This is a genomic window from Microbulbifer maximicatervae (SeqCode), assembly GCF_052467955.1.
Map to the genome: position 1 here is coordinate 1,058,296 of NZ_CP174329.1, position 19,634 is coordinate 1,077,929.

A 19,634-nucleotide genomic window follows, 5' to 3' on the forward strand; every position below is an offset into this window, starting at 1 on the left:
GCGAAAACAGCAGCGATAGCCGCTCTATTTGCAATTGATAAATTTATCCAGAGTTAACCATGGAACTAAATACGGTTGAAGAACTGATCGACGATATCCGCCAGGGCAAAATGGTAATCCTGATGGATGATGAAGATCGCGAGAACGAGGGCGACCTGGTGATGGCTGCGGAGCAGATTCGCGCTGAAGACATCAACTTTATGGCCACTCATGCCCGTGGCCTGATTTGTATGCCCATGTCCAAAGAGCGCTGTGAGCAGTTGGACCTGCCGCTGATGTCGCGGGACAACGGAGCCCAGTTCAGCACCAACTTCACCGTATCCATTGAGGCGGCAGAGGGTGTCACCACCGGTATTTCCGCCGCCGATCGCGCGCGCACGGTTCGCGCCGCTGTGGCCAGAAATGCCAAGCCCAGCGATATTGTACAGCCCGGCCATATCTTCCCCATTATGGCCCAGCCCGGCGGTGTATTAAGCCGCGCAGGCCACACCGAAGCCGGTTGCGACCTGGCCCGCCTGGCGGGTTTTGAGGCGGCTGCGGTGATTGTTGAGATCATGAATGAAGACGGCACCATGTCCCGCCGCCCGGACCTGGAAAAGTTCGCGAAAGAGCACAACCTGAAAATCGGCACTATCGCCGATCTGATTACCTATCGCGCCCTGAATGAGAAAACCGTCGAGTGCGTTAATGAGCGCAAGGTGCGCACCGAGTTCGGTGAGTTCAAGCTGCGCACCTATCTCGATAAGGCTCGCCGCGAACGCCACTTTGCCTTTGTTAAAGGCGACCCCACCCCAGAAGAGCCGACCCTGGTTCGTGTGCATGTGGGAAATACTCTGCGCGATGTGCTTACGATTCAGCGCGGCGATGAAAAATTCACCCCGTGGACCTTCCGTCGCGCGATGCAGCGTATTGAAGAAGAGGGCAAGGGTGTTGTGGTACTGATCTGCCACAACGAAACCACCGAAGAAATCGAAGAGAGCATTGATTGGCTGATCAGCGGCAAGCAACAGCGCCCCAGCCAGGACTTGGTGTACAAGCAGGTAGGTACCGGTTCGCAAATTCTGCGGGATCTCAAGGTGCGCAAAATGCGCCTGATGAGCGCACCGTTCAAGTTCAGTGCTATTTCCGGGTTTGACCTGGAGGTAGAGGAATACCTGAACGTGGAAGCGCCGCAACCCTAGTAAAAGAGTAACAATACTGAAGCGCCGCTACTGTCCTGATAGCGGCGGCGATGGACAAGAAATACGGATTGAAAATTATGAGTAATATTCAAGTGATCGAAGGGGACTTTGTCGGCAGTACGGGCAAATACGCACTGTTGGTGAGCCGCTGGAACAGCTTTGTGGTTGAAAGCCTAAAGGATGGTGCACTGGACACCCTGCGCCGCAAGGGTATCAAGGATGAAGATATCACTATCTACTACGCCCCGGGCGCATTCGAATTTCCCCTGGCGGCACAGAAGTTGGCTGAGACTAAAAAGTTCGATGCCATTATTGCCCTGGGCGCGGTTATCCGTGGTGGCACCCCGCACTTTGAGTATGTGGCTGGCGAGTGCACCAAAGGCCTGGCTCAGGTATCCATGAATACTGGCATTCCCGTCACCTTTGGCGTGCTGACTGTGGACTCCATTGAGCAGGCTATCGAGCGCTCAGGCACCAAGGCTGGCAACAAAGGTTGTGAAGCCGCCGAAACCGCCCTGGAAATGGTTTCCCTACTCGGCAAGATTTAATTGCCGGCGCGCCGGCACAAAAGGTGTGTCGGTGCAGCCCATTCTGTGAAGTATCTACCGGAAAAGACAATGACCGTAACTGCATCCGCCCGCCGTAAGGCACGTCACTACGCCATGCAGGCGCTCTATCAGTGGCAGATGGCCGGCGCCAGCCTCAATTCCATTGAGGCCGAGTTTCACGCCGATAATGATATGAGCAAAACCGACGTGGAATATTTTCGTGATATTTTCCACGGCGTAGCGAAAAACCTTGATGAGGTAGAGGGCGCTTACACGTCGCACCTGGATCGCAAAGTGGAAGACCTGGACCCTGTATCCCGCGCGCTGTTGCGCATGGCCACTTACGAGCTGAAAAACCGTATCGATGTGCCTTACAAGGTTGTCATTAATGAGGCGGTGGCCCTGGCGAAAAAATTTGGTCCCACCGATGCCTTCAAGTTTATCAATGGCATTTTGGATAAGACCGCTGCGGACCTGCGCTCGGCAGAGGTAGCCGCAGACAAGAAGGGCTGAGCCAGCAATTATGTCTAAAGCGCCGGGGGAGTTTGAGATCATCCGCGATTACTTCGCCCGCGCTCCCCAGGGCGAAGGTGTAGCCCTGGGGATTGGCGATGACTGCGCGCTATTGCAAGCACCTGTCAGCGGGCAGCTGGCCACTTCTATGGACACCCTGGTAGCAGGCCGTCACTTCCCCGCAGGTGCTGACCCATTCATGGTTGCGAGCCGTGCACTGCGTGTGAATATCAGTGATCTGGCGGCAATGAATGCCCGCCCCCTCTGGTTTACCCTTGCCCTGACCTTACCCGATAGCGACTCCGTTTGGCTGGAGAAATTCGCCAGTGGCCTGCTGGAAACTGCCGGCAAGTTTGGGGTTTCCCTTGTGGGTGGCGACACTACCGCTGGCCCCTTGTCCATTACGATTCAGGTGATCGGCCATACCGAAAAGCCCCTCCGGCGGGACGGCGCTTCTGTCGGCGACAATATTTATGTGAGCGGCCCACTGGGCGCTGCCGCAGCAGCCCTGCCCGTTATTTTGGCAGAGCGGAATGTGACTGAGTCAGTGCGGCGGGAGGCGGAGCAGGCTTTCTATTTTCCCGAGCCGCAATTAGAAACCGCCAGCGCGATTGCAGGCATTGCTACCAGTGCGTTGGATATTTCCGACGGATTATTGGGGGATCTGGGACATATCTGCAAAGCGAGCGGTGTGGCAGCAGAAATAAACCTGGAATCTCTGCCCATAGCACCCCTGGCCAATCGATTGGCAGCTGATACTGCCGTAGAGCTGGCGGCCTGTGGAGGGGATGACTATCAGCTCTGTTTTACTGCACCGGCAGCCGCTGTTGATCAAGTTCGTCAGCTGGGTTTCACACCCATAGGGAAACTCGTTGAGGGGGGGGCGCAGGTACGCTGCTCCTATCACGGGAACCCCTGGGTTGCTCAATCGCCAGGCTATAGGCACTTTTAAGTCATTGTGTAGACCATAGTGCCTTTGTGAGAATTCAATAACATGAGCATTAACAACCCGACATTTTCTCAGCTGTTGCGCGATCCCACTCTTCTGTTGGCATTTGGGTTCGGCTCCGGGCTGGCACCCAAAGCGCCGGGTACGTTTGGTACCCTGGCAGCGATTCCTTTTTGGTGGTTGATGAAGGATTTGCCTCCATTCTGGTATCTGGCCATTGTGTTTGTTACCGGTGTGGTAGGTTGCTATCTATGTGGTGCAGCTGCCAAGAAAATGGGAGTTCACGATCACGGCGGTATTGTTTGGGATGAAATGGTGGGCTACTGGCTCACCATGTTTATGGCTCCTGCAGGTTGGGCTTGGGCGCTATACGGTTTTGTCCTCTTCCGGATATTTGATATTGCCAAGCCCCCGCCCATTGGTTGGGCTGATCGCAAGGTGCAAGGTGGCGTTGGAATTATGCTCGACGATATACTGGCCGCCGTTTACGCGTCACTGGTGCTGCAATTAACCGCATGGGTACTGGGTGTCTAGGTTGGATAGGGAAGATCAATGCGCAGCTATTTTGTATTTATAGTTAGCTTTTTATTTGCACTGAATGTCAATGCACAGCAGGTGCAGCTAAAAGGCCTGTTTGGCGATAGCGCCATGCTGGAGATTGATGGCCGCCAGAAAATCCTTAAGGCGGGACAAAAATCCCCAGAGGGCGTCACCCTACTGGAGGCAACTACTCGTTATGCGCGGATCAGTGTTGCTGGGCAGGAGCAAAAGCTGACCTTGGCGGCTCCTATCGCAACCAGTTTTGCCAAGGCGGCAAAAGCTGAAGTACGGCTTTCCGCTGATAGCCGGGGTCATTACATGACGGATGCCTGGGTTAATGGCATGAGAGTGCCGATGATGGTGGATACCGGTGCTACCAGCATTGCCTTCAATTATCCCACCGCTCGCCGTCTCGGTTTGAATTTGGATACTGCACAAGAAATACGGGTTTCCACTGCCAATGGAGTTACCAGGGCTTACAAAGTGAGCTTGAACAGTGTAACCATTGGCGGAATCAAGCTTCACAATGTTGATGCGACTGTACACTCCGATGATTTTCCCAGCGTAGTGCTTCTCGGCAATAGTTTTCTCAGTCGGGTTGATATGGAGCAGCAGGGCGGTGTGCTGCTACTGCGCGCCCGACACTGATTTAAAGAGGTATTAAGTTGACCATTCGTTTTGTGGAATCCTCAAAACTGCCCACCTCTTGGGGTATGTTTGAGATGCACGGTTTCGAGGAAGTGGAAACCGGAAAAGAGCACGTAGTGCTCACCATGGGTGACTTCGATACCGAAGAGCCTCTGTTGGCCCGTATTCATTCTGAGTGCCTGACCGGGGATGCACTTTTCTCCCTGCGCTGTGATTGTGGTGCCCAGCTACAACATGCGATGCATCGCATAGCGATGGAGGGGCGTGGAGCTATTTTCTATCTCCGCCAGGAGGGCCGCGGTATCGGTCTGTTAAATAAGATTCGCGCTTACCACTTGCAGGATTGTGGTGCGGATACAGTGGAAGCCAATGAGCAGTTGGGCTTTGGCGCCGATATGCGGGATTACTCAATTCTGAAAGCAATGATCGAACACCTGGGTATTCATGCCATTCGCTTGATGACCAATAACCCGCGTAAGGTAAAAGCGCTGGAGGACTTGGGCATCAATGTGACTGAGCGTCTGCCGCACCAGTCTGGGCGCAATCCCCACAATGCCAAGTATTTGTCCACCAAAAAAGGCAAACTTGGTCACTTGATCGAAAATGAGGATGAAGAAGGAAAAGAGGAAAACTAACTTTCACTTTTCTTTAAGCACCCCAATAAAAAAGGCCGGAGTTATCCGGCCTTTTTTATTTTGTAGAAATTAATTAAAACTGGGTTCGAATATTTTAATTTCGCTATTAAACTTTTCAGAGGCTTTTAATTCTTAAAGACCTTGCCCCCTTTCATCACAAAATCCACATCTAAAAGTTCATCGATATTATCCAGTGGCGAGCCATCGGTGGCGATAATATCGGCGTACTTACCGGACTCAATGGTGCCCAGTGAATCGCTCATATCGATCAGGTCGGCGGCGTTAACGGTAGCGGATTGCAGGATGGCCATATTGTCCATACCGGCTTCACTCATCAGTACCGCCTCGCGGGCATTGATGCCGTGCTTGGATACACCTGAGTCGGTACCGAAAGCAATTTTTACTCCGGCATTGACCGCTTTACGGAAATTGCCGCGCATGTCTGTGCCAACACGAATGGCTTTTTCCTTCTGAGCCTCAGATAAGACATCGGTATTTTTTGCCAGCTGTACCACAGTATCGCCGGCGAGAAGTGTCGGAACCAGATAAGCGCCGGTTTCTTTAAATAACTTATGGGCGCGGGGACCTGCGTAGGTGCCGTGCTCAATACTGTCTACACCAGCCTCCAGTGCGGCGATAATGCCTTCTTCCTGATGCGCATGACTGGCCACCTTGCGGCCCATACGTTTGGCTGCAAGGACCACCTCTTTTAACTCATCCATTTCCATCTGCTGACCAGTTCCGGTAGCGCGATCGGTGAGCACACCACCGGTAGAGGTAATCTTGATAAAGTCAGCACCATATTTGATCGCATGGCGGGTCGCGCGTCGGCACTCGTAGGGGCCGTCGCATACAGTTTTGGTCTTGTCATCATGCAGCTCCATTAGCTCTGGACTGACCCCGCTGATATCTGCGTGGCCACCAGTTATTCCCACCCTGCCGGCTGCAACAATTCGCGGGCCATCTACCCAACCTTTATTGATCGCATCGCGCATCGCATACATTTCTTCACCACTGTTACCAGCATCGCGCACAGTGGTAAAACCAGACTCCAGGGTTCGCATGGCAAACATTTGCGAGCGCATCTGGGTCAGCGGCATGGACATCTTGAGAGCCTCGGTATCATTTTTAGGGCCCAGCTCACCTTGTAAATGCACGTGCATATCCATTAAGCCCGGCATTACGAAACTATTCTTAAGATCAATGACTTCAGCGTTATCCGGGCTTACATAACCGGATCTGACAGCACTGATCTTGCCGTCCTCGATAATTACACTTTGCTCTTGCAAAGGTTTCTCACCGGGAACGGCGAGGAGTGTGCCTGCATGGATAACAGTAGTTTTTGCCAGTGTCGCGGATGAGAGAAGAGTTGCGATGCCGCAGAGAAGGAGACGCTTCATGATTTGTACACCTATTTATTATTTAGGTACACGCTAAATCAATCTGCGGAATATGACAATTGCGAGCTGATTACTTGGTGAGAGCCGGGAAATTAGTTTCTAAAAAATGAAAAAAAGGCCGGAAAATCCGGCCTTTCAAAATTTATAAAGAATTAATATCTACGGCGTGGCTGCACAAATACTGTGGTAGTTCGGCCGGGCAGAGTAAAGGTGCCGCTGCTCCTATCAAATTTTACTTTGTGCAGGCGTGAGTCTACTGATCGGCGCTGACGTGGGTGCTTGAATAGGTACTCACCAATAAGGTTTTCGCTGGTAAATTCCAATGATTCGTCATCGCCATTAAACAGCACCACAATTCGTTCAAAGCGGCGATCGATGTTGCCATTGGAATCGGATAACTCCATCACAATCAGCCCAGGAATCTGGTCGGGTCCGGTGTTGAGGAAATTAAGGTGTGCCTCTACGGACTCTGCATCAGACAAGCGGAACAGGGGAGAGCTGTTGCGAATCGCCAGTTGCTCGCGGAATAGAGCAGAACTCCACAAGCGGTGCCGGCGCTCGGGAGCCAGTTCCGGGTTTGCCAGTAAAGGTTGCATCAGGGACCAGTTATCTTCATTTTTATCTGCGATAGGTAAACCCGCAGCCCAATTATCGGTGGCGAGGCTGAAGTCCAGTGCATTAAACCAGTCACCGGAGTTGTAACTGTCCCGATCCATCGACTTTGAGCGCAGGAAATCCTGGCCTGCGTGGATAAACGGCACTCCCTGGGCGAACAGAACCAGGGAATTACTGAATGCCTGGATACGCACTCGTTCAGCCAAGTCGGCGCTGTCGCTGGCTTTGATCTGTACTCCGTCGAACAACGTCTCGTTGTCGTGGGCGGCAATATAATTAATGGATTCCTGCGGGTCGGCGGTATAGCCGGTGGGCTGGCCGTTATAGACTAGCTCGCTGCCGGTAATGATATTGCCGTTGGCATCTTCAAAAGGATAATCCGCCAGGTTGCCGGCGAGGGAAACGCGGACTTTATCTGCAAGGGTTAGCAGTGTGGCACGCTCATCTTCTCCCTCAAACTTACCGTTGCTGTCGGTGAACAGACCGGTACCAAAGCCCTGCTCCTCAAAGCCTCCGAAGGGGTTGCCACCACGCACGGAATCGCGCAGGCGATCGTTAAAGGTGCCGATACCGCTGCCGGCCATATTGCCCTGGCGGGCCTGTACAAAGCGAGCATCGTCGGCCACCTCGCCAAAATTCCAGCCCTCGCCGTACAGATAGATAGCGTTGCCATCGACACCATCGGCTGCCGGGGTCAGTGATTGCAATGCCGCTTGCGCCTTGAGGATATTGTCGAGGCTATGGTGTCCCATCAGATCGAAACGGAAGCTGTCCACCTTGTAGGACCGGGCCCAGGTGACCAGGGAATCGATCATCAGCTTTTCCATCATGGCGTGCTCACTGGCGGTATTTGCGCAGCAGCTGCTCATCTCCACTCCGCCCTCCAGATTGCGGCGGTGGTAATAGCCGGGGACGATTTTATCGAGTACGGAGTTGTCGTATTGGCCATAGGAGCTGGTGTGGTTGTAAACCACGTCCATCACCAGTCGCAGGCCGGAGTGGGATAACCCTTGCACCATTTGACGGAATTCGTGAATGCGCGCAGGTCCATCGGGAGCGCTGCTATAGCTGCCTTCGGGGACCGTGTAGTGCAATGGGTCGTAGCCCCAGTTAAAGCCATCGGTATCGCGAATTGCATCTACCTGGGCCTGCTGCTCGCTGCTGTCCGATGCGTAGTCTGAGAGGTCAGGTGTTTGCTGCTGCTGCGTGCGATCCTCATTGACTGTGGCAAAGTCAAAGGCCGGCAGCAGGTGGATATGGGTGAGGCCGGCGCGGGCCAGTTTATTGAGGTGGCGCATGCCGTCGCTGTGCTTGCGGGTGAAAGCCTTGAAGGTGCCGCGCTCTGTTTCGGGGACAGTTTGATCCACAATACTGAAATCGCGTACGTGCAGCTCGTAGACACTGATATCTTCCGGCTGGGTTAACCTGGGCTTGCGCAGGCGATCCCAACCGCGCGGCTTCAGGTCCCGGTCATTCAGGTTAATGATCTGGCTTTTGCCGCTATTGATGGAGAGACTCAGGGAGTAGGGGTCGGTGACCAGGTTGGTTTCAATCTGGCGGCTGAAGTAGGAATACACCTCGACCTCGTAGAGGTAAAAGCTGCGGTCCCACTGCTTGTCGATATCGGCACTCCAAACCCCGGTAGATTCATCGCGCAGCATGGATACCACCTGATCGGCGCTATCGCTGCTGGAGTCTGTAAACAGGTGCAGCTTTACTGCCCGTGCGGTGGGAGCCCAAAGATCGAGCTGGATATTCTCCTCGCCGACACGGGCACCGAGTTCACCGTCGTAGTAGAAGCGATCATCGAGCGCGCCTGCCGTCTGCACACCAGTCGCATCCAGTAACGTGCCCTCCGCATCGTAAGCGGCGAGGGCGAGTTGCTGGGTTACCAGATCACTAGTGGAAGCCTGCCCCGGCAATTGCCAGGCACTGAAACTGGCCAGGTGCGGGAATTTTTGTTGGGCGCTGTCGGGCAGGGTGGCGAGAGGGGTGAGATCGATGGTGCCATCGGAACGGATATCACCGTCCTCCAGTTTTAGCTCGGCGCTGTTGCTGTAGTGCAATTTAACCTCGATGCCTTCCTGTACCTGGATATCCCAGGCAAAGCTGCTGGTATCCACCCAGTGAGCTTTATCGCTGCTCAGGTCACCCTTGGCGAAGCCGTCACTGCTGACGGTGACTTCTTTACTATTCGAGTCAAAAGCAAAGTAGATTTCGTCGTAATCGGCGACCACGGTAAAGCTGACGTTGGCTCCATTGTTGCCGTAGCTCTCCTCCCAGCCTTCGTGCAGGGCTACCTTGAATTCATAGGAACCGGCAGGAAGCGCTGAGGTGATAAAGGTGTAGGTGCCATCTCCATCGGCATCCTGCATCCAGCTGCGCAGGCAACTGGGTTGCCAGTCTCCCGGACACCCGAGCAGGGATTGGAAGTTGCCGGCTACAGTGGCGACCACGCTATTGTGGTTGTCGGTGATCCAGTGACTCTCGTGGTCGTAGATAAATTTAACTTCGCGGGCCTCATCCAGGCTAAGGGAAATATTACCGCCGTCCCGCTGGCCACCCGAGCCATAATTTTCATCCCAGCTGTTGTTGAGAGCGGCTTTGTACTCCCAGTTGCCGGCGGGTATCCAAAAGTTGCCTTGCCATTTGTCGTCTTCGCTGTCATAGCTGAGCTGGGTGGCGACACAACCTGGTTGCCAGTCGCCATCGCAGCCCAGTTGGCTTTGTAGGTTGCCGGGAATATTGACCTCTGTGGGGTCTGGTGTGTCAGATGCCCAAACCGGTATTTGGATGGAGCAGAAGACTGCCCCCAGAATCAGCCCGGCCCTTGTGCCGGGCCCTGTAAATTTTGTTGTTGGCATAGCGCTTCCCATTTTTTTTGTACTTGTTGCGGTTCTCTCAATTGGTATTGAATCGCAGTCACGCATTGACGGCCTCCCACCCCGAGGAGGTGGAGGTCTGGGGGAGGTGGTTGGGGGTGTCATAAAACCTTTATAAATTCGTCACTTGGTGGAAACACCCGCAGGAGAAGATGCTTCTCGAGTAAACGTGATGGCGAAAGAAAAAGCCGGATCTATACTCAACTGATCGGGTTATGGTGAGTCGAGAAAGGTGATGCACTCGCTGTAATCGGATTCGAAGGCCGGCTTTTGCCGGCTTTGCTTTTTGTGGCGGGGCAATTACTAAGAGGCTTCCCGGGATTATCCTTGCTCCTATCCCCGGGTAGTGCTAATTTGCCCATAGCCCGCCAGGTACTTTGGCGGAATCCAGAACTCAATGACTGCGGAGGATGATTGATGATTGTTACAACCCTCCGTCGGGTCCAGTAGCAGCCTCCAGCTGCCCACGCCCGGCGATAGATTCCTAGACGTCGGGCTTTCCCTGAGAAAGCTCTGTTGGCCGCGTATGTGCGGTCGCTTGGTGCTTTGTTGCGCCCAGAGGGTTTCAATCTTGAGTAAATCTCACTTTACCCGCCGGTCTGTTAATAGATTCGGCACTAAATCCCCATCTATCAAAATTGAGCGGGAAGCTTCTCCGCTACAAAAACTCGGTTGGAAGTCTTTTTTCCAACAGCAGCTGACGCTCGAAGAACTCGAGCAGTGTTTGCCGCTGCGGATTATGGCTGTACACCGCAGTCGCCTGGAATTGGCCGGCGAGCAGGGGGCTGTGTCCCTTCCGCTAACCGGGAGTCTTGTGGCTAATTTGCCCGCGGTGGGGGATTGGCTGTTGTTAGAGAAGAGCAGTGGATATTTCGTGCGTTTGTTGAGCCGCAGCAGCCAGTTTGAGCGCATGGCACCTGGGGGGCATCAGGTGCAGATGATCGCCGCCAATGTCGATAGTGTTTTTATTGTTTCGTCTCTGAATGATGACTTTAACCTCTCACGTATTGAGCGCTATTTGGCTCTGGCTCGGGAGTCTGGTTGCAGCCCACACCTGATACTGACTAAGACCGATCTGTGTGAAGATACAGCCCCTTTTCTTCAGGCATTGCGTCCATTCGGCGAATTACCCGCTGCAATGGTAAATAGCCTGGATCGAGAAAGCGTGGCACAGCTGCGCCAGTGGTGCTTACCTGGGGAAACTATCGCGCTGTTAGGTTCTTCTGGAGTGGGTAAATCCACTTTGCTAAATGCGCTGTATGGCGAACCCCTGGCTGAGACTGGGACCATTCGCGAAGCCGATAGTAAAGGACGTCACACTACACGGAAACGCTCTCTTCACTCCCTGAGTTGGGGAGCGCTGTTACTCGATAGCCCTGGAATGCGGGAGCTAGGATTGGTGCATGTTGAAGATGGCGTGGCGGAGACTTTTTCTGATATCGAGGCCTTGTCCAGAGAGTGTCGCTTTTCTGACTGCCAGCACCAGTCAGAGCCAGGCTGTGCGGTACAAGAGGCAATAACGGGCGATTCGCTGGATGATCGGCGCTTGCGCAATTGGCAAAAACTGCAACAGGAACTAAGCCGTAACGGTCAAACTCTCGCGCAGAAGCGGGCAGGGGAGAGAGCGCTATCCCAGATGTATCGATCTGTGCAAAACCAGGCACGTAAACACAAATATTCAGAGGATTAATAGAGCTGGCGCCCGGGAATTTTCCCGGGTGCTTCTCCATTAATGAGAGAGTTTTAAAGTGACAACGCCTAAGATAATGAGCAAAACTCCCAGGTAGCGTCCAAGGCTGGTTGGATCACCAAAAAATATCGCGCCTACAATAAAGGCACCGGCGGCACCAATTCCAGTCCAGACCGCATAGGAAGTACCAATAGGTATCTCTCGCTGCGCCAGCCACAGAAGAAATCCACTGATCCCGATAAATACTACGGCCATACCTATACCTAACAGGCGGGTATTGCTTTCCTGTGAAAATTTTAGCCCCAGCACCCAGCCAATTTCGCATAGTCCAGCGAGTATTAAGTAGAACCAAGCCATGATATTCCTTTAAAAATAGCTTTGAGGATTTCAACTTTTGCGCCGCTTGTGACGCTTTCTTGTTGATAAACATATTGGACGGTCAATAGAAAAGATATAGCTGAGAATGGAGGAAACGCTTTTAATGAGGCTTGGGGCAGACTAAGCGGCAGACCACACTTTTCTTTAGCAGCTGCAACTTCCGATATAATCAGGTTTGAAGGGAAGTATCCGACGATAAAAATAAAATCAGTTATAGGGAGTTTGGCCAAGTTGAAAATGATCCATGGAATAAAAGGAGCCTTATTATTTTTTGTGTCTGTCTGGTTATGTTTCCTTTCTGACTTTTCGTATGGTAATGAGGCAAAGATAGAGACCCTGGTTGTTACAGCGGGCAGGTATGCTCAGGGCATTGCGGAGCGGGTAGAGAGCATTTCTGTTGTCGACAATGATGTGCTCAAGAAAGCGGGTAACACCCACATCCAACAAAGCTTGGCGAGTGTGCCCGGAGCAAATCTGGCTCGAGGAAATGGGCAGGAATATCTGCCCGCCCTGCGCTCCCCAGTACTGACGGGTGCGGGCGCTTGTGGGGGAGTTCTGACAGCAGAGGATGGCATTCCACTGCGAGCAAACGGCTTTTGCAATATCAATGAGTTATTTGAATCTTTTAGTGAGACAGCACGTCATATCGAAGTCATAAGAGGGCCTGCTGGTACGCTATATGGATCAAATGCCCTGCATGGATTGATCAATATTATTAGCCGTGACCCTGTTGAGGATGAGGGTGGATTACTCAATGTTGAGACGGGGCCTCACGATTATTACCGAGTGGGTGTGTCGGCGAATCATCATTTTAATACTGAAGGTGATGGAATAAGTACGGATTTGTATCTGACGACCGATGGTGGCTATAGAGATCACTCCGGTGTGGACCAGCAAAAAGCCAGTGTTCAGTATGTTAGCCACATCGGAGATAGCAGGGTTCGAACCCGTTTGGTAGCTACAAACCTGAACCAGGAAACTGCGGGTTACGTTGAGGGGGAGGGCGCTTATCGAGATCCTCGATTGGGCCGTACAAACCCCAATTCAGAGGCATTTCGGGATGCCTATGCTATCAGGATGTATTCCCTGATTGATATACCTATTAATCGTGACAGCCAAATACAGTTGTCGCCGTATTTTCGAAAAACCAAAATGCGTTTTCTGCAACATTATTTACCGGGCCAGCCTTTGGAAGAAAGTGGTCAGGAAAGTATTGGAATTAGAACTAGTTATTATCTGGAGCTGGATAAAAAACTGAATCTGGTTTCGGGTATTGATACGGAAATAAGCGAGGGATATCTCTTGGAGGTGCAAGAGAGTACTACCGAGGGATCTGAATTTCTTCAGGCGACGATTCCTGTGGGGAATCACTATGATTACGAAGTGACGGCTTGGAATCTCGCTCCTTACGCATCGGTAAACTGGCAGGTTAGTGATAAATTAGAAATTACTGGCGGAGTGAGATTTGAGTCTGCACATTACAATTACGATAATAACATGCTCTCCGGGCGTACCGATGAAAATGGAATGGCTTGTGATTTCGGCGGCTGCCGGTTTAGTCGACCAAGTGACCGAAAAGATAGATTTAGCAATATCTCCCCCAAGCTGGGCGCTCTGTTACAGTTAGATAGTGAATTTCAACTATTTACCCAACTCGCTCAGGGATATCGGGTACCCCAGGCGACAGAATTATATCGCTTACAGAGGGAGCAAACGGTTGCAGAATTGGACGCTGAAGAGCTCAATAGCTTTGAAATAGGGCTGAGGAAGCTGGGTGATTCCCTATCATTTGAGTGGGTGGCCTATGCAATGGAAAAGGAAAATGTAATTTTTCGCGATGCTGATTACTTTAACCAGTCCAATGGGAAGACCCGGCACTGGGGGCTGGAATTAGCGGTTAATTATGAGTTTTCTGAAAGTCTGCGCTTTGAGGGTAGTACCAGCTATGCTGAACATCGCTATGACGATCAACGGGAGATAGAGGGCGTAGAACTGGATGGGAATTTTGTAGATTCCGCACCAAGAACTTTTGGTAGCTATCGCCTGCAGTGGTCGCCCGGCTCTCTTATATCGGCGGAACTGGAGTGGTTACATCAGGGCAGTTATTTTACCGACCCTCAAAATGCTCACCGCTATCCGGGGCATGATTTGCTCAACTTTCAATTGGCCTGGCAGTGGGATCAATATGGATTTTCGACACGATTATTGAATATTACTGACAGAGCTTATGCTGAGCGTGCCGATTACAGCAGCTTTAGCGGCAGCCGGTATTTCCCCGGAGAGCCTCGCTCAATTTATTTTGGAATTGATGTTGAGTGGTAATGGGGAAATTAGAGTTGTTTTATCGAAACTTCCTCTTTGCAATAGGTTTGAAATCTATTGCAAAGAGGAAGTAGAAGCCGACAGGTTTGGATTAACTGGTAGCGGGCTTCTCGATCTGTTGCGCATCGATATGGGCAGACGCTGAGGCCTGGCTTTCCAGCCAGTTGTCCATACGCTCTTCAAGAATATTCAGTGGCAGTGCTCCAGATCCCAACAGAGCGTCATGGAAGCTGCGAATATCAAAATTGCTGTCCAGGGTTTCCTCCGCTTCCGCACGCAGCTCTTTAATTTTGAGTTGTCCCAGTTTGTAGGCCAGGGCCTGGCCCGGCCAAACCAGATAGCGGTCGATCTCGACGGTCACATCGTGGAGTGGCTTGGCGCTGTTTTCCATAAAGTACTCGATCGCTTCCTCGCGGCTCCAACCCAGCTGGTGCATACCGGTATCCACTACCAAGCGCACAGCACGCCACATATCGTAAGTGAGTGCACCGAATTCGCTGTAGGGGTTTTTATACAGGCCGAGGTCGTAACCGAGACTTTCGGAGTAAAGGCCCCAACCCTCTACAAATGCGGTATAGAGAGCCATACGGCGCAGTGGGTGAATATCAGTTTGCTCTTGTGCCAGGGCAATTTGCAGGTGGTGACCCGGCATCGCCTCGTGCACTGTGAGCGCCTCCATTTCCCATTTTGGGCGGCTGGGCAGGTTGTAGGTATTGGCAAAGAAAATACCTGCACGGCCGGCCTCATTGGAGCCCGGTTGGTAGTAGGCAGTAGTTTGGGCCTGTTCTGAGTAACCGGGAATTGGTTTCACACCATAGGGCAGGCGTGGCAAGGTGCCAAATAGGGCGGGCAGCTCTGCATCAATACGCTTGGCGATATCGCGGTAGTCCCGCAATAACCCTTCCCGGCTGGTGTGGTAAAAGCGCGGGTCGCTACGCAGGAAGTCGGTAAAGGCCTTAAAGTCCCCCTGGAAGCCCGTCTTCTGGATGATTTTATCCATCTCCCCTCGAATTCGCTTCACTTCCGCAAGCCCAATGCGGTGGATCTCTTCGGGGCTAAGATCGGTGGTGGTACTCTCTTCCACTTTATGGGCGTACCAGCGCAGACCGTCAGGGCGGCTGGTTAAAGCGGTATCCACCTGGGCCTCGGGAATATATTTTCGCTCAACAAATTCAGCCATACCCTGCCAGGCCGGTACCAGTTGTTTGCTGTAAATGGCATAGGCGCGTTGCTGCAGGTTTTTCCGCTTAGTTGCTGGGATGGCCTCAGGCATTCGATTAAATGCCGTCAGCAATGGGCTGTGCTCCGGCGCGACAGGTACCAGTGCGCGTATCTGACGCGGCAGGTCGCGCAGGGTAATTTGTGGTGGTGTGACCCCTTTGCGCAGGCCCCGGCGCATCAGCCCCTGGGTTTGTTCAATCAGGATTGGCAACCTTTCCAAGCGGCTGATAATTGTTTCGTAATCGGCTGCAGTGCGCTTGGGCATGCTATTGATAACAGCCGGTACATTGCGCTGAATACCGCTCATATGGGTAATTGGTTGCAAGTGCTCTGGAAACTGGAAGCCTTTTACTTCTCCCAATAAGTCCTGGTAGAGCAGCTGGTAATCCAATTGTTGCCCGGCTGGCAGGTCGCTCTGGTCGATATTGCGTGTAGCGCCCAATAGGATTCGGGTCTGCTTCTGCCTGAGTTTCACAGATTTCAGGGAGTTATCTACCCAGCGATGATTTTGCCCGGGGTAGCCCTCGTAGGTTGCCTGGCTGGGATAACTCTCCATAATCCAGCGATAACGTAAATCCTGTAAGGCGATGAGGCGCTCGGAGGCGCTGGTCTCCGGAAGGGACTTGTATGCTTTCCGGAAGGTATCCTGATCCATCGCCGAGGTATTGAGGCTGGCAATAAGTCCCAGGGAAGTGAATAGGGCTTTTCTGATAAACGACATAGTCCCCTCGAGTGAAAGCGTGTGGTCCAAATAGTGGCCGGATTTAGTCAATGGGTGGTTTGTTACCACTGCCGGCAATTTATTGCCGGGCATTCGAAGAGCAGCCAGCCGCATTAGCTGGCTGCCAAAGGCGGGCTGGGTCAGTTGGCTGCCGCTGTGCGACTGCCAAACTCCTGGTGATTGATCAGTTGCAAGCGCCTGCGAATCTGTTCCTCAATACCGGAAGCATTGAGGCCGATGGCCGCCAGCAGGTCTTTGTGCTTGCCGTGCTCAATAATTTGATCTGGAAGCCCCAGTTGCAGCACCGGTACTGACCGCGCAGTGCTATTGAGGTATTCGAGTACGGCACTGCCAGCACCACCAGCAATGGTGTTCTCTTCGATGGTAACTAAGAGTTGGTGACTCTTGGCAAGTTCATCGATCAGTGTCTCGTCCAGGGGTTTTACCCAGCGCATATCGGCTACGGAGGCCCCCAGCTGCTCTGCAGCGGCCATAGCGGGGCCGAGTAAGGTTCCGAAGCTGAGGATGGCTACACCACTGCCCTGGCGCAACAGGCGCCCCTTGCCGATCGGTAGCTCTGTCATTTCCTTGTTGATGGCGGTACCCATACCGGTTCCGCGCGGATAGCGCACAGCAGTGGGGCCGTTGTGTTGGTAGGCGGTATAGAGCAGCTGGCGGCATTCGTTTTCGTCACTGGGCGCGGCGATAGCCAGGTAGGGCAGGCAGCGCATAAATGTGAGGTCAAAACTACCCGCGTGCGTGGGGCCGTCTTCCCCTACCAGGCCGGCGCGGTCGATGGCGAAAGTGACATCCAGGTTTTGGATTGCCACATCGTGTACCATTTGGTCGTAGCCGCGCTGTAAAAATGTCGAATAAATAGCAACTACCGGCTTCTGGTCTTCACAGGCGAGGCCCGCAGCGAGAGTGACGGCGTGCTGTTCGGCAATGGCTACGTCGTGGAAGCGGTCCGGGAAGCGTTTGGAGAACTCCACCATACCGGAACCCTCGCACATGGCCGGGGTAATAGCGACCAGGCGCTCGTCCTGTTCTGCGGCATCGCATAGCCACTGGCCAAAAATATCCTGGTACTTGGGCAGTTTCTTCTTGCCGGGTACGGCCACTTGCACCTTGGCTTCTGGCTCCAGCTTGTTCAGCGCATGGTAGCCCACTGGATCTTCTTCAGCAGGGCTGAAGCCTTTGCCCTTAGTGGTGGCAATATGCAGGAGTTGTGGGCCCGGTTGGCTGCGCAAGTTGCGTAGGGTGTGGACCAGGTCGTGCATGTTGTGGCCATCCAGGGGGCCCACGTAGTTAAAACCCAGTTCTTCGAACAGGGTTCCCGGCGTGATCATGCCTTTGACGTGCTCTTCGGTACGTCGCGCCAATTGCCAGGCTTTGGGGATGGCAGACAGTATCTTACGGCTGCCCTCGCGCATGTTCAGGTAGGTTTTACTGGCCAGGATTTTGGCGAAATAGGTAGCCAGGCCGCCGACATTTTTTGAGATAGACATACTGTTGTCATTGAGAACAACCAACATGTCCTTGCCGGTATGGGAGGCGTGGTTCAGGGCTTCGAAAGCCATTCCCGCCGTCATGGCGCCATCGCCAATCACCGCCACTACCTTGCGATCGTCAGGGGAGCCCAGGGCCATACCCAGGGCGGCGCTGATCGAAGTGCTGGAGTGGCCAACACCAAAGGTATCGTAGGGGCTCTCACTGCGTTTGGGGAAGCCGGACAGGCCCCCTTGCTGGCGCATGGACAGCATCTGCTCGCGGCGACCGGTGAGGATTTTATGGGGGTAGGTCTGGTGGCCCACATCCCAAACCAGCCGGTCCTCCGGGGTATTGAATATGTAATGCAGGGCGATGGTCAGTTCCACCACACCGAGACCGGCACCAAAGTGCCCGCCGGTCTGGCCGACACAATACAGCAGGTACTCACGCAATTGGCTGGCGAGTTCCGGCAATTGGCGTTCATCGAGGGCGCGCAGCTGCGCCGGGTCGTCGATCGAGTCGAGTAGCGGTGTCTGCGGACGTGTGCGTGGAATTTCTTCGAGCATCAAATGTATCAGTTGCAACAGATGGTGATATTGAGGGGGATTGTATGCCCGTGGCGGGCATATTGCATCCCAAACCCCACAGGCAAGGCTGTGACTTAGTGTCCGCGCTGCACGATATAGTCTGCGAGCTGCTGCAGTAGCAGGGTATCGCCATCGAGACTTTGCAGTGCCTGGGAGGCCTGGGCGTGCAGTTTTGCCAGCTTGTCCCGGGCGCCGTCGACGCCGAGCAGAGAGACATAAGTGGGTTTGTTGCGCAGGGCATCGGCGCCCTGGGTTTTGCCCAGAACCGCGGTTTCAGCAGTGATATCGAGAATATCGTCCTGAACCTGGAATGCCAGGCCAATAGCTTGGGCGTAGCGGGTAATAACCTCCAGCTCCCTCTCGCTGGCACCGCCCAGCAGTGCGCCCATACGTGCGCTGGCACAAATCAGAGCTCCGGTCTTGAGGCGGTGCATGGGCTCCAGCTGATCCAGGGTCAGGGTTTGGTCAACGGAGTCCAGGTCGATAGCCTGGCCGGCGACCATACCTCGGGCCCCCGCCGCTGTGGCGAGCTCACGCATAAGCTGTAACTGCAATTGAGGCGCGAGCGGTTCTGCGAGAAGCAACTCGAAAGCCTGGGTTTGCAGTGCGTCGCCGGCGAGAATGGCTGTGGCTTCGTCATAGGCGATATGACAGGTGGGGCGACCTCGACGAAGGTCGTCGTCATCCATTGCCGGCAGGTCGTCATGGACCAGGGAGTAGGCGTGAATGCACTCCAGGGCCGCCGCTGTGTTATCGCAATAGGCCAGGTCAAAATCGACACCCCGAAAAACCTGGGCACAAGCGTAGACGAGAGCGGGGCGCAGGCGTTTGCCGGGGCCCAGTGCGGCATAGCGCATTGCTTCGAACAGCTTTTCTGAGCCGTCGATCGGGGTGTTGAGCGCCTGCTGGATTCGGCTTTCGACGCGTGTGGAGGAGGCCTGTAGAAAGGCTTTCAGCTCCTCTGGCAGGTTTGCGGAACTCACTTAAACTGGGTCCCCGGAGTTGTCGTCGGCATCAAAGGGGAGCTCGCGGATATTGCCGCTCTCTTCAATTAACAGCTTCACTTTCTGCTCGGCTTTGGCGAGCTTCTGTTGGCACTCCCGGGTGAGTTTCACTCCCTTTTCGAAATCAGCGAGAGCCTCCTCCAATGGGAGATCTCCGCCTTCGAGTCGCTCAACCAGCTGTTCCAACGCCTCGAGACTCTCTTCAAAAGTTGCTGTTTTTTTCTTTGCCGCCATAGCATCGCCTCTTAATTGCGGGGCAACCTTAGCGGCTGGCGCTGCGGGGGTCAATTCCATGGCCCCCTCATCAGG

The 19,634-nt window shown here is 53.5% G+C and carries 17 protein-coding genes; 9 read left to right on the forward strand and 8 right to left on the reverse strand.

Annotated elements, in window-relative coordinates:
- Nucleotides 1-59 precede the first annotated feature (59 nt).
- From ribBA to ribA, 7 genes are all read left to right on the forward strand, one after another.
- Nucleotides 60-1,181, forward strand: a complete 1,122-nt coding sequence (gene ribBA, locus ACJJI5_RS04470; protein ID WP_413663385.1) for a bifunctional 3,4-dihydroxy-2-butanone-4-phosphate synthase/GTP cyclohydrolase II — start codon at nucleotides 60-62, stop codon at nucleotides 1,179-1,181.
- Between the two features lie 77 nt (nucleotides 1,182-1,258).
- Nucleotides 1,259-1,729 carry a 6,7-dimethyl-8-ribityllumazine synthase gene (gene ribH, locus ACJJI5_RS04475; protein ID WP_108735355.1) on the forward strand — a complete coding sequence of 157 codons (471 nt, stop codon included), beginning with the start codon at nucleotides 1,259-1,261 and terminating at the stop codon, nucleotides 1,727-1,729.
- 69 nt (nucleotides 1,730-1,798) lie between these two features.
- On the forward strand, nucleotides 1,799-2,242 hold the full coding sequence (gene nusB / locus ACJJI5_RS04480; protein WP_282931196.1) for a transcription antitermination factor NusB: 444 nt from the start codon (nucleotides 1,799-1,801) through the stop codon (nucleotides 2,240-2,242).
- Nucleotides 2,243-2,252: 10 nt separating this feature from the next.
- Nucleotides 2,253-3,194, forward strand: a complete 942-nt coding sequence (gene thiL, locus ACJJI5_RS04485) for a thiamine-phosphate kinase (protein ID WP_444907218.1) — start codon at nucleotides 2,253-2,255, stop codon at nucleotides 3,192-3,194.
- Between the two features lie 42 nt (nucleotides 3,195-3,236).
- Nucleotides 3,237-3,725 (forward strand): phosphatidylglycerophosphatase A family protein, encoded by a 489-nt coding sequence (locus tag ACJJI5_RS04490; RefSeq protein ID WP_413663383.1) that lies wholly within the window; start codon nucleotides 3,237-3,239, stop codon nucleotides 3,723-3,725.
- Nucleotides 3,726-3,743: 18 nt separating this feature from the next.
- Nucleotides 3,744-4,379 (forward strand): retropepsin-like aspartic protease family protein, encoded by a 636-nt coding sequence (locus tag ACJJI5_RS04495; RefSeq protein ID WP_444915485.1) that lies wholly within the window; start codon nucleotides 3,744-3,746, stop codon nucleotides 4,377-4,379.
- Between the two features lie 17 nt (nucleotides 4,380-4,396).
- The gene (ribA, locus tag ACJJI5_RS04500; protein WP_108734569.1) at nucleotides 4,397-5,014 is read left to right on the forward strand and encodes a GTP cyclohydrolase II; all 618 of its coding nucleotides are present in this window, start codon (nucleotides 4,397-4,399) and stop codon (nucleotides 5,012-5,014) included.
- A 125-nt stretch (nucleotides 5,015-5,139) separates the two neighbouring features.
- Here ribA and ACJJI5_RS04505 read toward each other — a convergent pair whose 3' ends face one another.
- The gene (locus ACJJI5_RS04505; RefSeq protein WP_413663381.1) at nucleotides 5,140-6,414 is read right to left on the reverse strand and encodes an amidohydrolase family protein; all 1,275 of its coding nucleotides are present in this window, start codon (nucleotides 6,412-6,414) and stop codon (nucleotides 5,140-5,142) included.
- Nucleotides 6,415-6,566: 152 nt separating this feature from the next.
- A complete protein-coding gene (pulA, locus tag ACJJI5_RS04510) occupies nucleotides 6,567-9,893 on the reverse strand; it encodes a pullulanase-type alpha-1,6-glucosidase (RefSeq protein WP_445355631.1) in 3,327 nt (1,108 codons plus the stop codon).
- A gap of 589 nt (nucleotides 9,894-10,482) precedes the next feature.
- Between pulA and rsgA the strand changes: the two genes are divergently transcribed.
- Complete coding sequence (gene rsgA, locus ACJJI5_RS04515) at nucleotides 10,483-11,601, forward strand: ribosome small subunit-dependent GTPase A (RefSeq protein ID WP_445355632.1); 1,119 nt, start codon at nucleotides 10,483-10,485, stop codon at nucleotides 11,599-11,601.
- 39 nt (nucleotides 11,602-11,640) lie between these two features.
- Here the strand turns inward: rsgA and ACJJI5_RS04520 are convergent, their stop codons facing one another.
- Both ACJJI5_RS04520 and ACJJI5_RS04525 read right to left on the reverse strand, forming a co-directional pair.
- Nucleotides 11,641-11,958, reverse strand: a complete 318-nt coding sequence (locus tag ACJJI5_RS04520; RefSeq protein WP_444907223.1) for a DMT family transporter — start codon at nucleotides 11,956-11,958, stop codon at nucleotides 11,641-11,643.
- A complete protein-coding gene (locus ACJJI5_RS04525; RefSeq protein ID WP_445355633.1) occupies nucleotides 11,940-12,209 on the reverse strand; it encodes a hypothetical protein in 270 nt (89 codons plus the stop codon). Before ACJJI5_RS04525 ends, ACJJI5_RS04520 begins: the two co-directional genes overlap by 19 nt.
- A gap of 43 nt (nucleotides 12,210-12,252) precedes the next feature.
- Here ACJJI5_RS04525 and ACJJI5_RS04530 point away from each other — a divergent pair, with 43 nt between their 5' ends.
- Complete coding sequence (locus ACJJI5_RS04530; protein ID WP_445355634.1) at nucleotides 12,253-14,301, forward strand: TonB-dependent receptor; 2,049 nt, start codon at nucleotides 12,253-12,255, stop codon at nucleotides 14,299-14,301.
- Between the two features lie 91 nt (nucleotides 14,302-14,392).
- On the opposite strand, the gene ACJJI5_RS04535 is transcribed toward ACJJI5_RS04530, so the two are convergent.
- The 4 genes from ACJJI5_RS04535 to ACJJI5_RS04550 form a co-directional block, all read right to left on the reverse strand.
- Nucleotides 14,393-16,243, reverse strand: a complete 1,851-nt coding sequence (locus ACJJI5_RS04535; RefSeq protein WP_445355635.1) for a DUF885 domain-containing protein — start codon at nucleotides 16,241-16,243, stop codon at nucleotides 14,393-14,395.
- Nucleotides 16,244-16,383: 140 nt separating this feature from the next.
- Nucleotides 16,384-18,300, reverse strand: a complete 1,917-nt coding sequence (gene dxs / locus ACJJI5_RS04540) for a 1-deoxy-D-xylulose-5-phosphate synthase (protein WP_445355636.1) — start codon at nucleotides 18,298-18,300, stop codon at nucleotides 16,384-16,386.
- A 95-nt stretch (nucleotides 18,301-18,395) separates the two neighbouring features.
- Nucleotides 18,396-19,289 (reverse strand): polyprenyl synthetase family protein, encoded by an 894-nt coding sequence (locus ACJJI5_RS04545; RefSeq protein ID WP_445356302.1) that lies wholly within the window; start codon nucleotides 19,287-19,289, stop codon nucleotides 18,396-18,398.
- 15 nt (nucleotides 19,290-19,304) lie between these two features.
- On the reverse strand, nucleotides 19,305-19,619 hold the full coding sequence (locus ACJJI5_RS04550; RefSeq protein ID WP_413663362.1) for an exodeoxyribonuclease VII small subunit: 315 nt from the start codon (nucleotides 19,617-19,619) through the stop codon (nucleotides 19,305-19,307).
- Between the last annotated feature and the right edge of the window lie 15 nt (nucleotides 19,620-19,634).

Excerpts from the sequence above, each read along its gene's own strand:
- nusB (WP_282931196.1), top strand. The coding sequence starts at position 1,799 with ATGACCGTAACTGCATCCGCCCGCCGTAAGGCACGTCACTACGCCATG.
- pulA (WP_445355631.1), bottom strand. The coding sequence starts at position 9,893 with ATGCCAACAACAAAATTTACAGGGCCCGGCACAAGGGCCGGGCTGATT.
- ribBA (WP_413663385.1), top strand. The coding sequence starts at position 60 with ATGGAACTAAATACGGTTGAAGAACTGATCGACGATATCCGCCAGGGC.
- ACJJI5_RS04495 (WP_444915485.1), top strand. The coding sequence starts at position 3,744 with ATGCGCAGCTATTTTGTATTTATAGTTAGCTTTTTATTTGCACTGAAT.
- ACJJI5_RS04505 (WP_413663381.1), bottom strand. The coding sequence starts at position 6,414 with ATGAAGCGTCTCCTTCTCTGCGGCATCGCAACTCTTCTCTCATCCGCG.
- ACJJI5_RS04520 (WP_444907223.1), bottom strand. The coding sequence starts at position 11,958 with ATGGCTTGGTTCTACTTAATACTCGCTGGACTATGCGAAATTGGCTGG.
- ACJJI5_RS04490 (WP_413663383.1), top strand. The coding sequence starts at position 3,237 with ATGAGCATTAACAACCCGACATTTTCTCAGCTGTTGCGCGATCCCACT.
- ribH (WP_108735355.1), top strand. The coding sequence starts at position 1,259 with ATGAGTAATATTCAAGTGATCGAAGGGGACTTTGTCGGCAGTACGGGC.
- ACJJI5_RS04535 (WP_445355635.1), bottom strand. The coding sequence starts at position 16,243 with ATGTCGTTTATCAGAAAAGCCCTATTCACTTCCCTGGGACTTATTGCC.
- thiL (WP_444907218.1), top strand. The coding sequence starts at position 2,253 with ATGTCTAAAGCGCCGGGGGAGTTTGAGATCATCCGCGATTACTTCGCC.
- dxs (WP_445355636.1), bottom strand. The coding sequence starts at position 18,300 with ATGCTCGAAGAAATTCCACGCACACGTCCGCAGACACCGCTACTCGAC.
- ACJJI5_RS04550 (WP_413663362.1), bottom strand. The coding sequence starts at position 19,619 with ATGGAATTGACCCCCGCAGCGCCAGCCGCTAAGGTTGCCCCGCAATTA.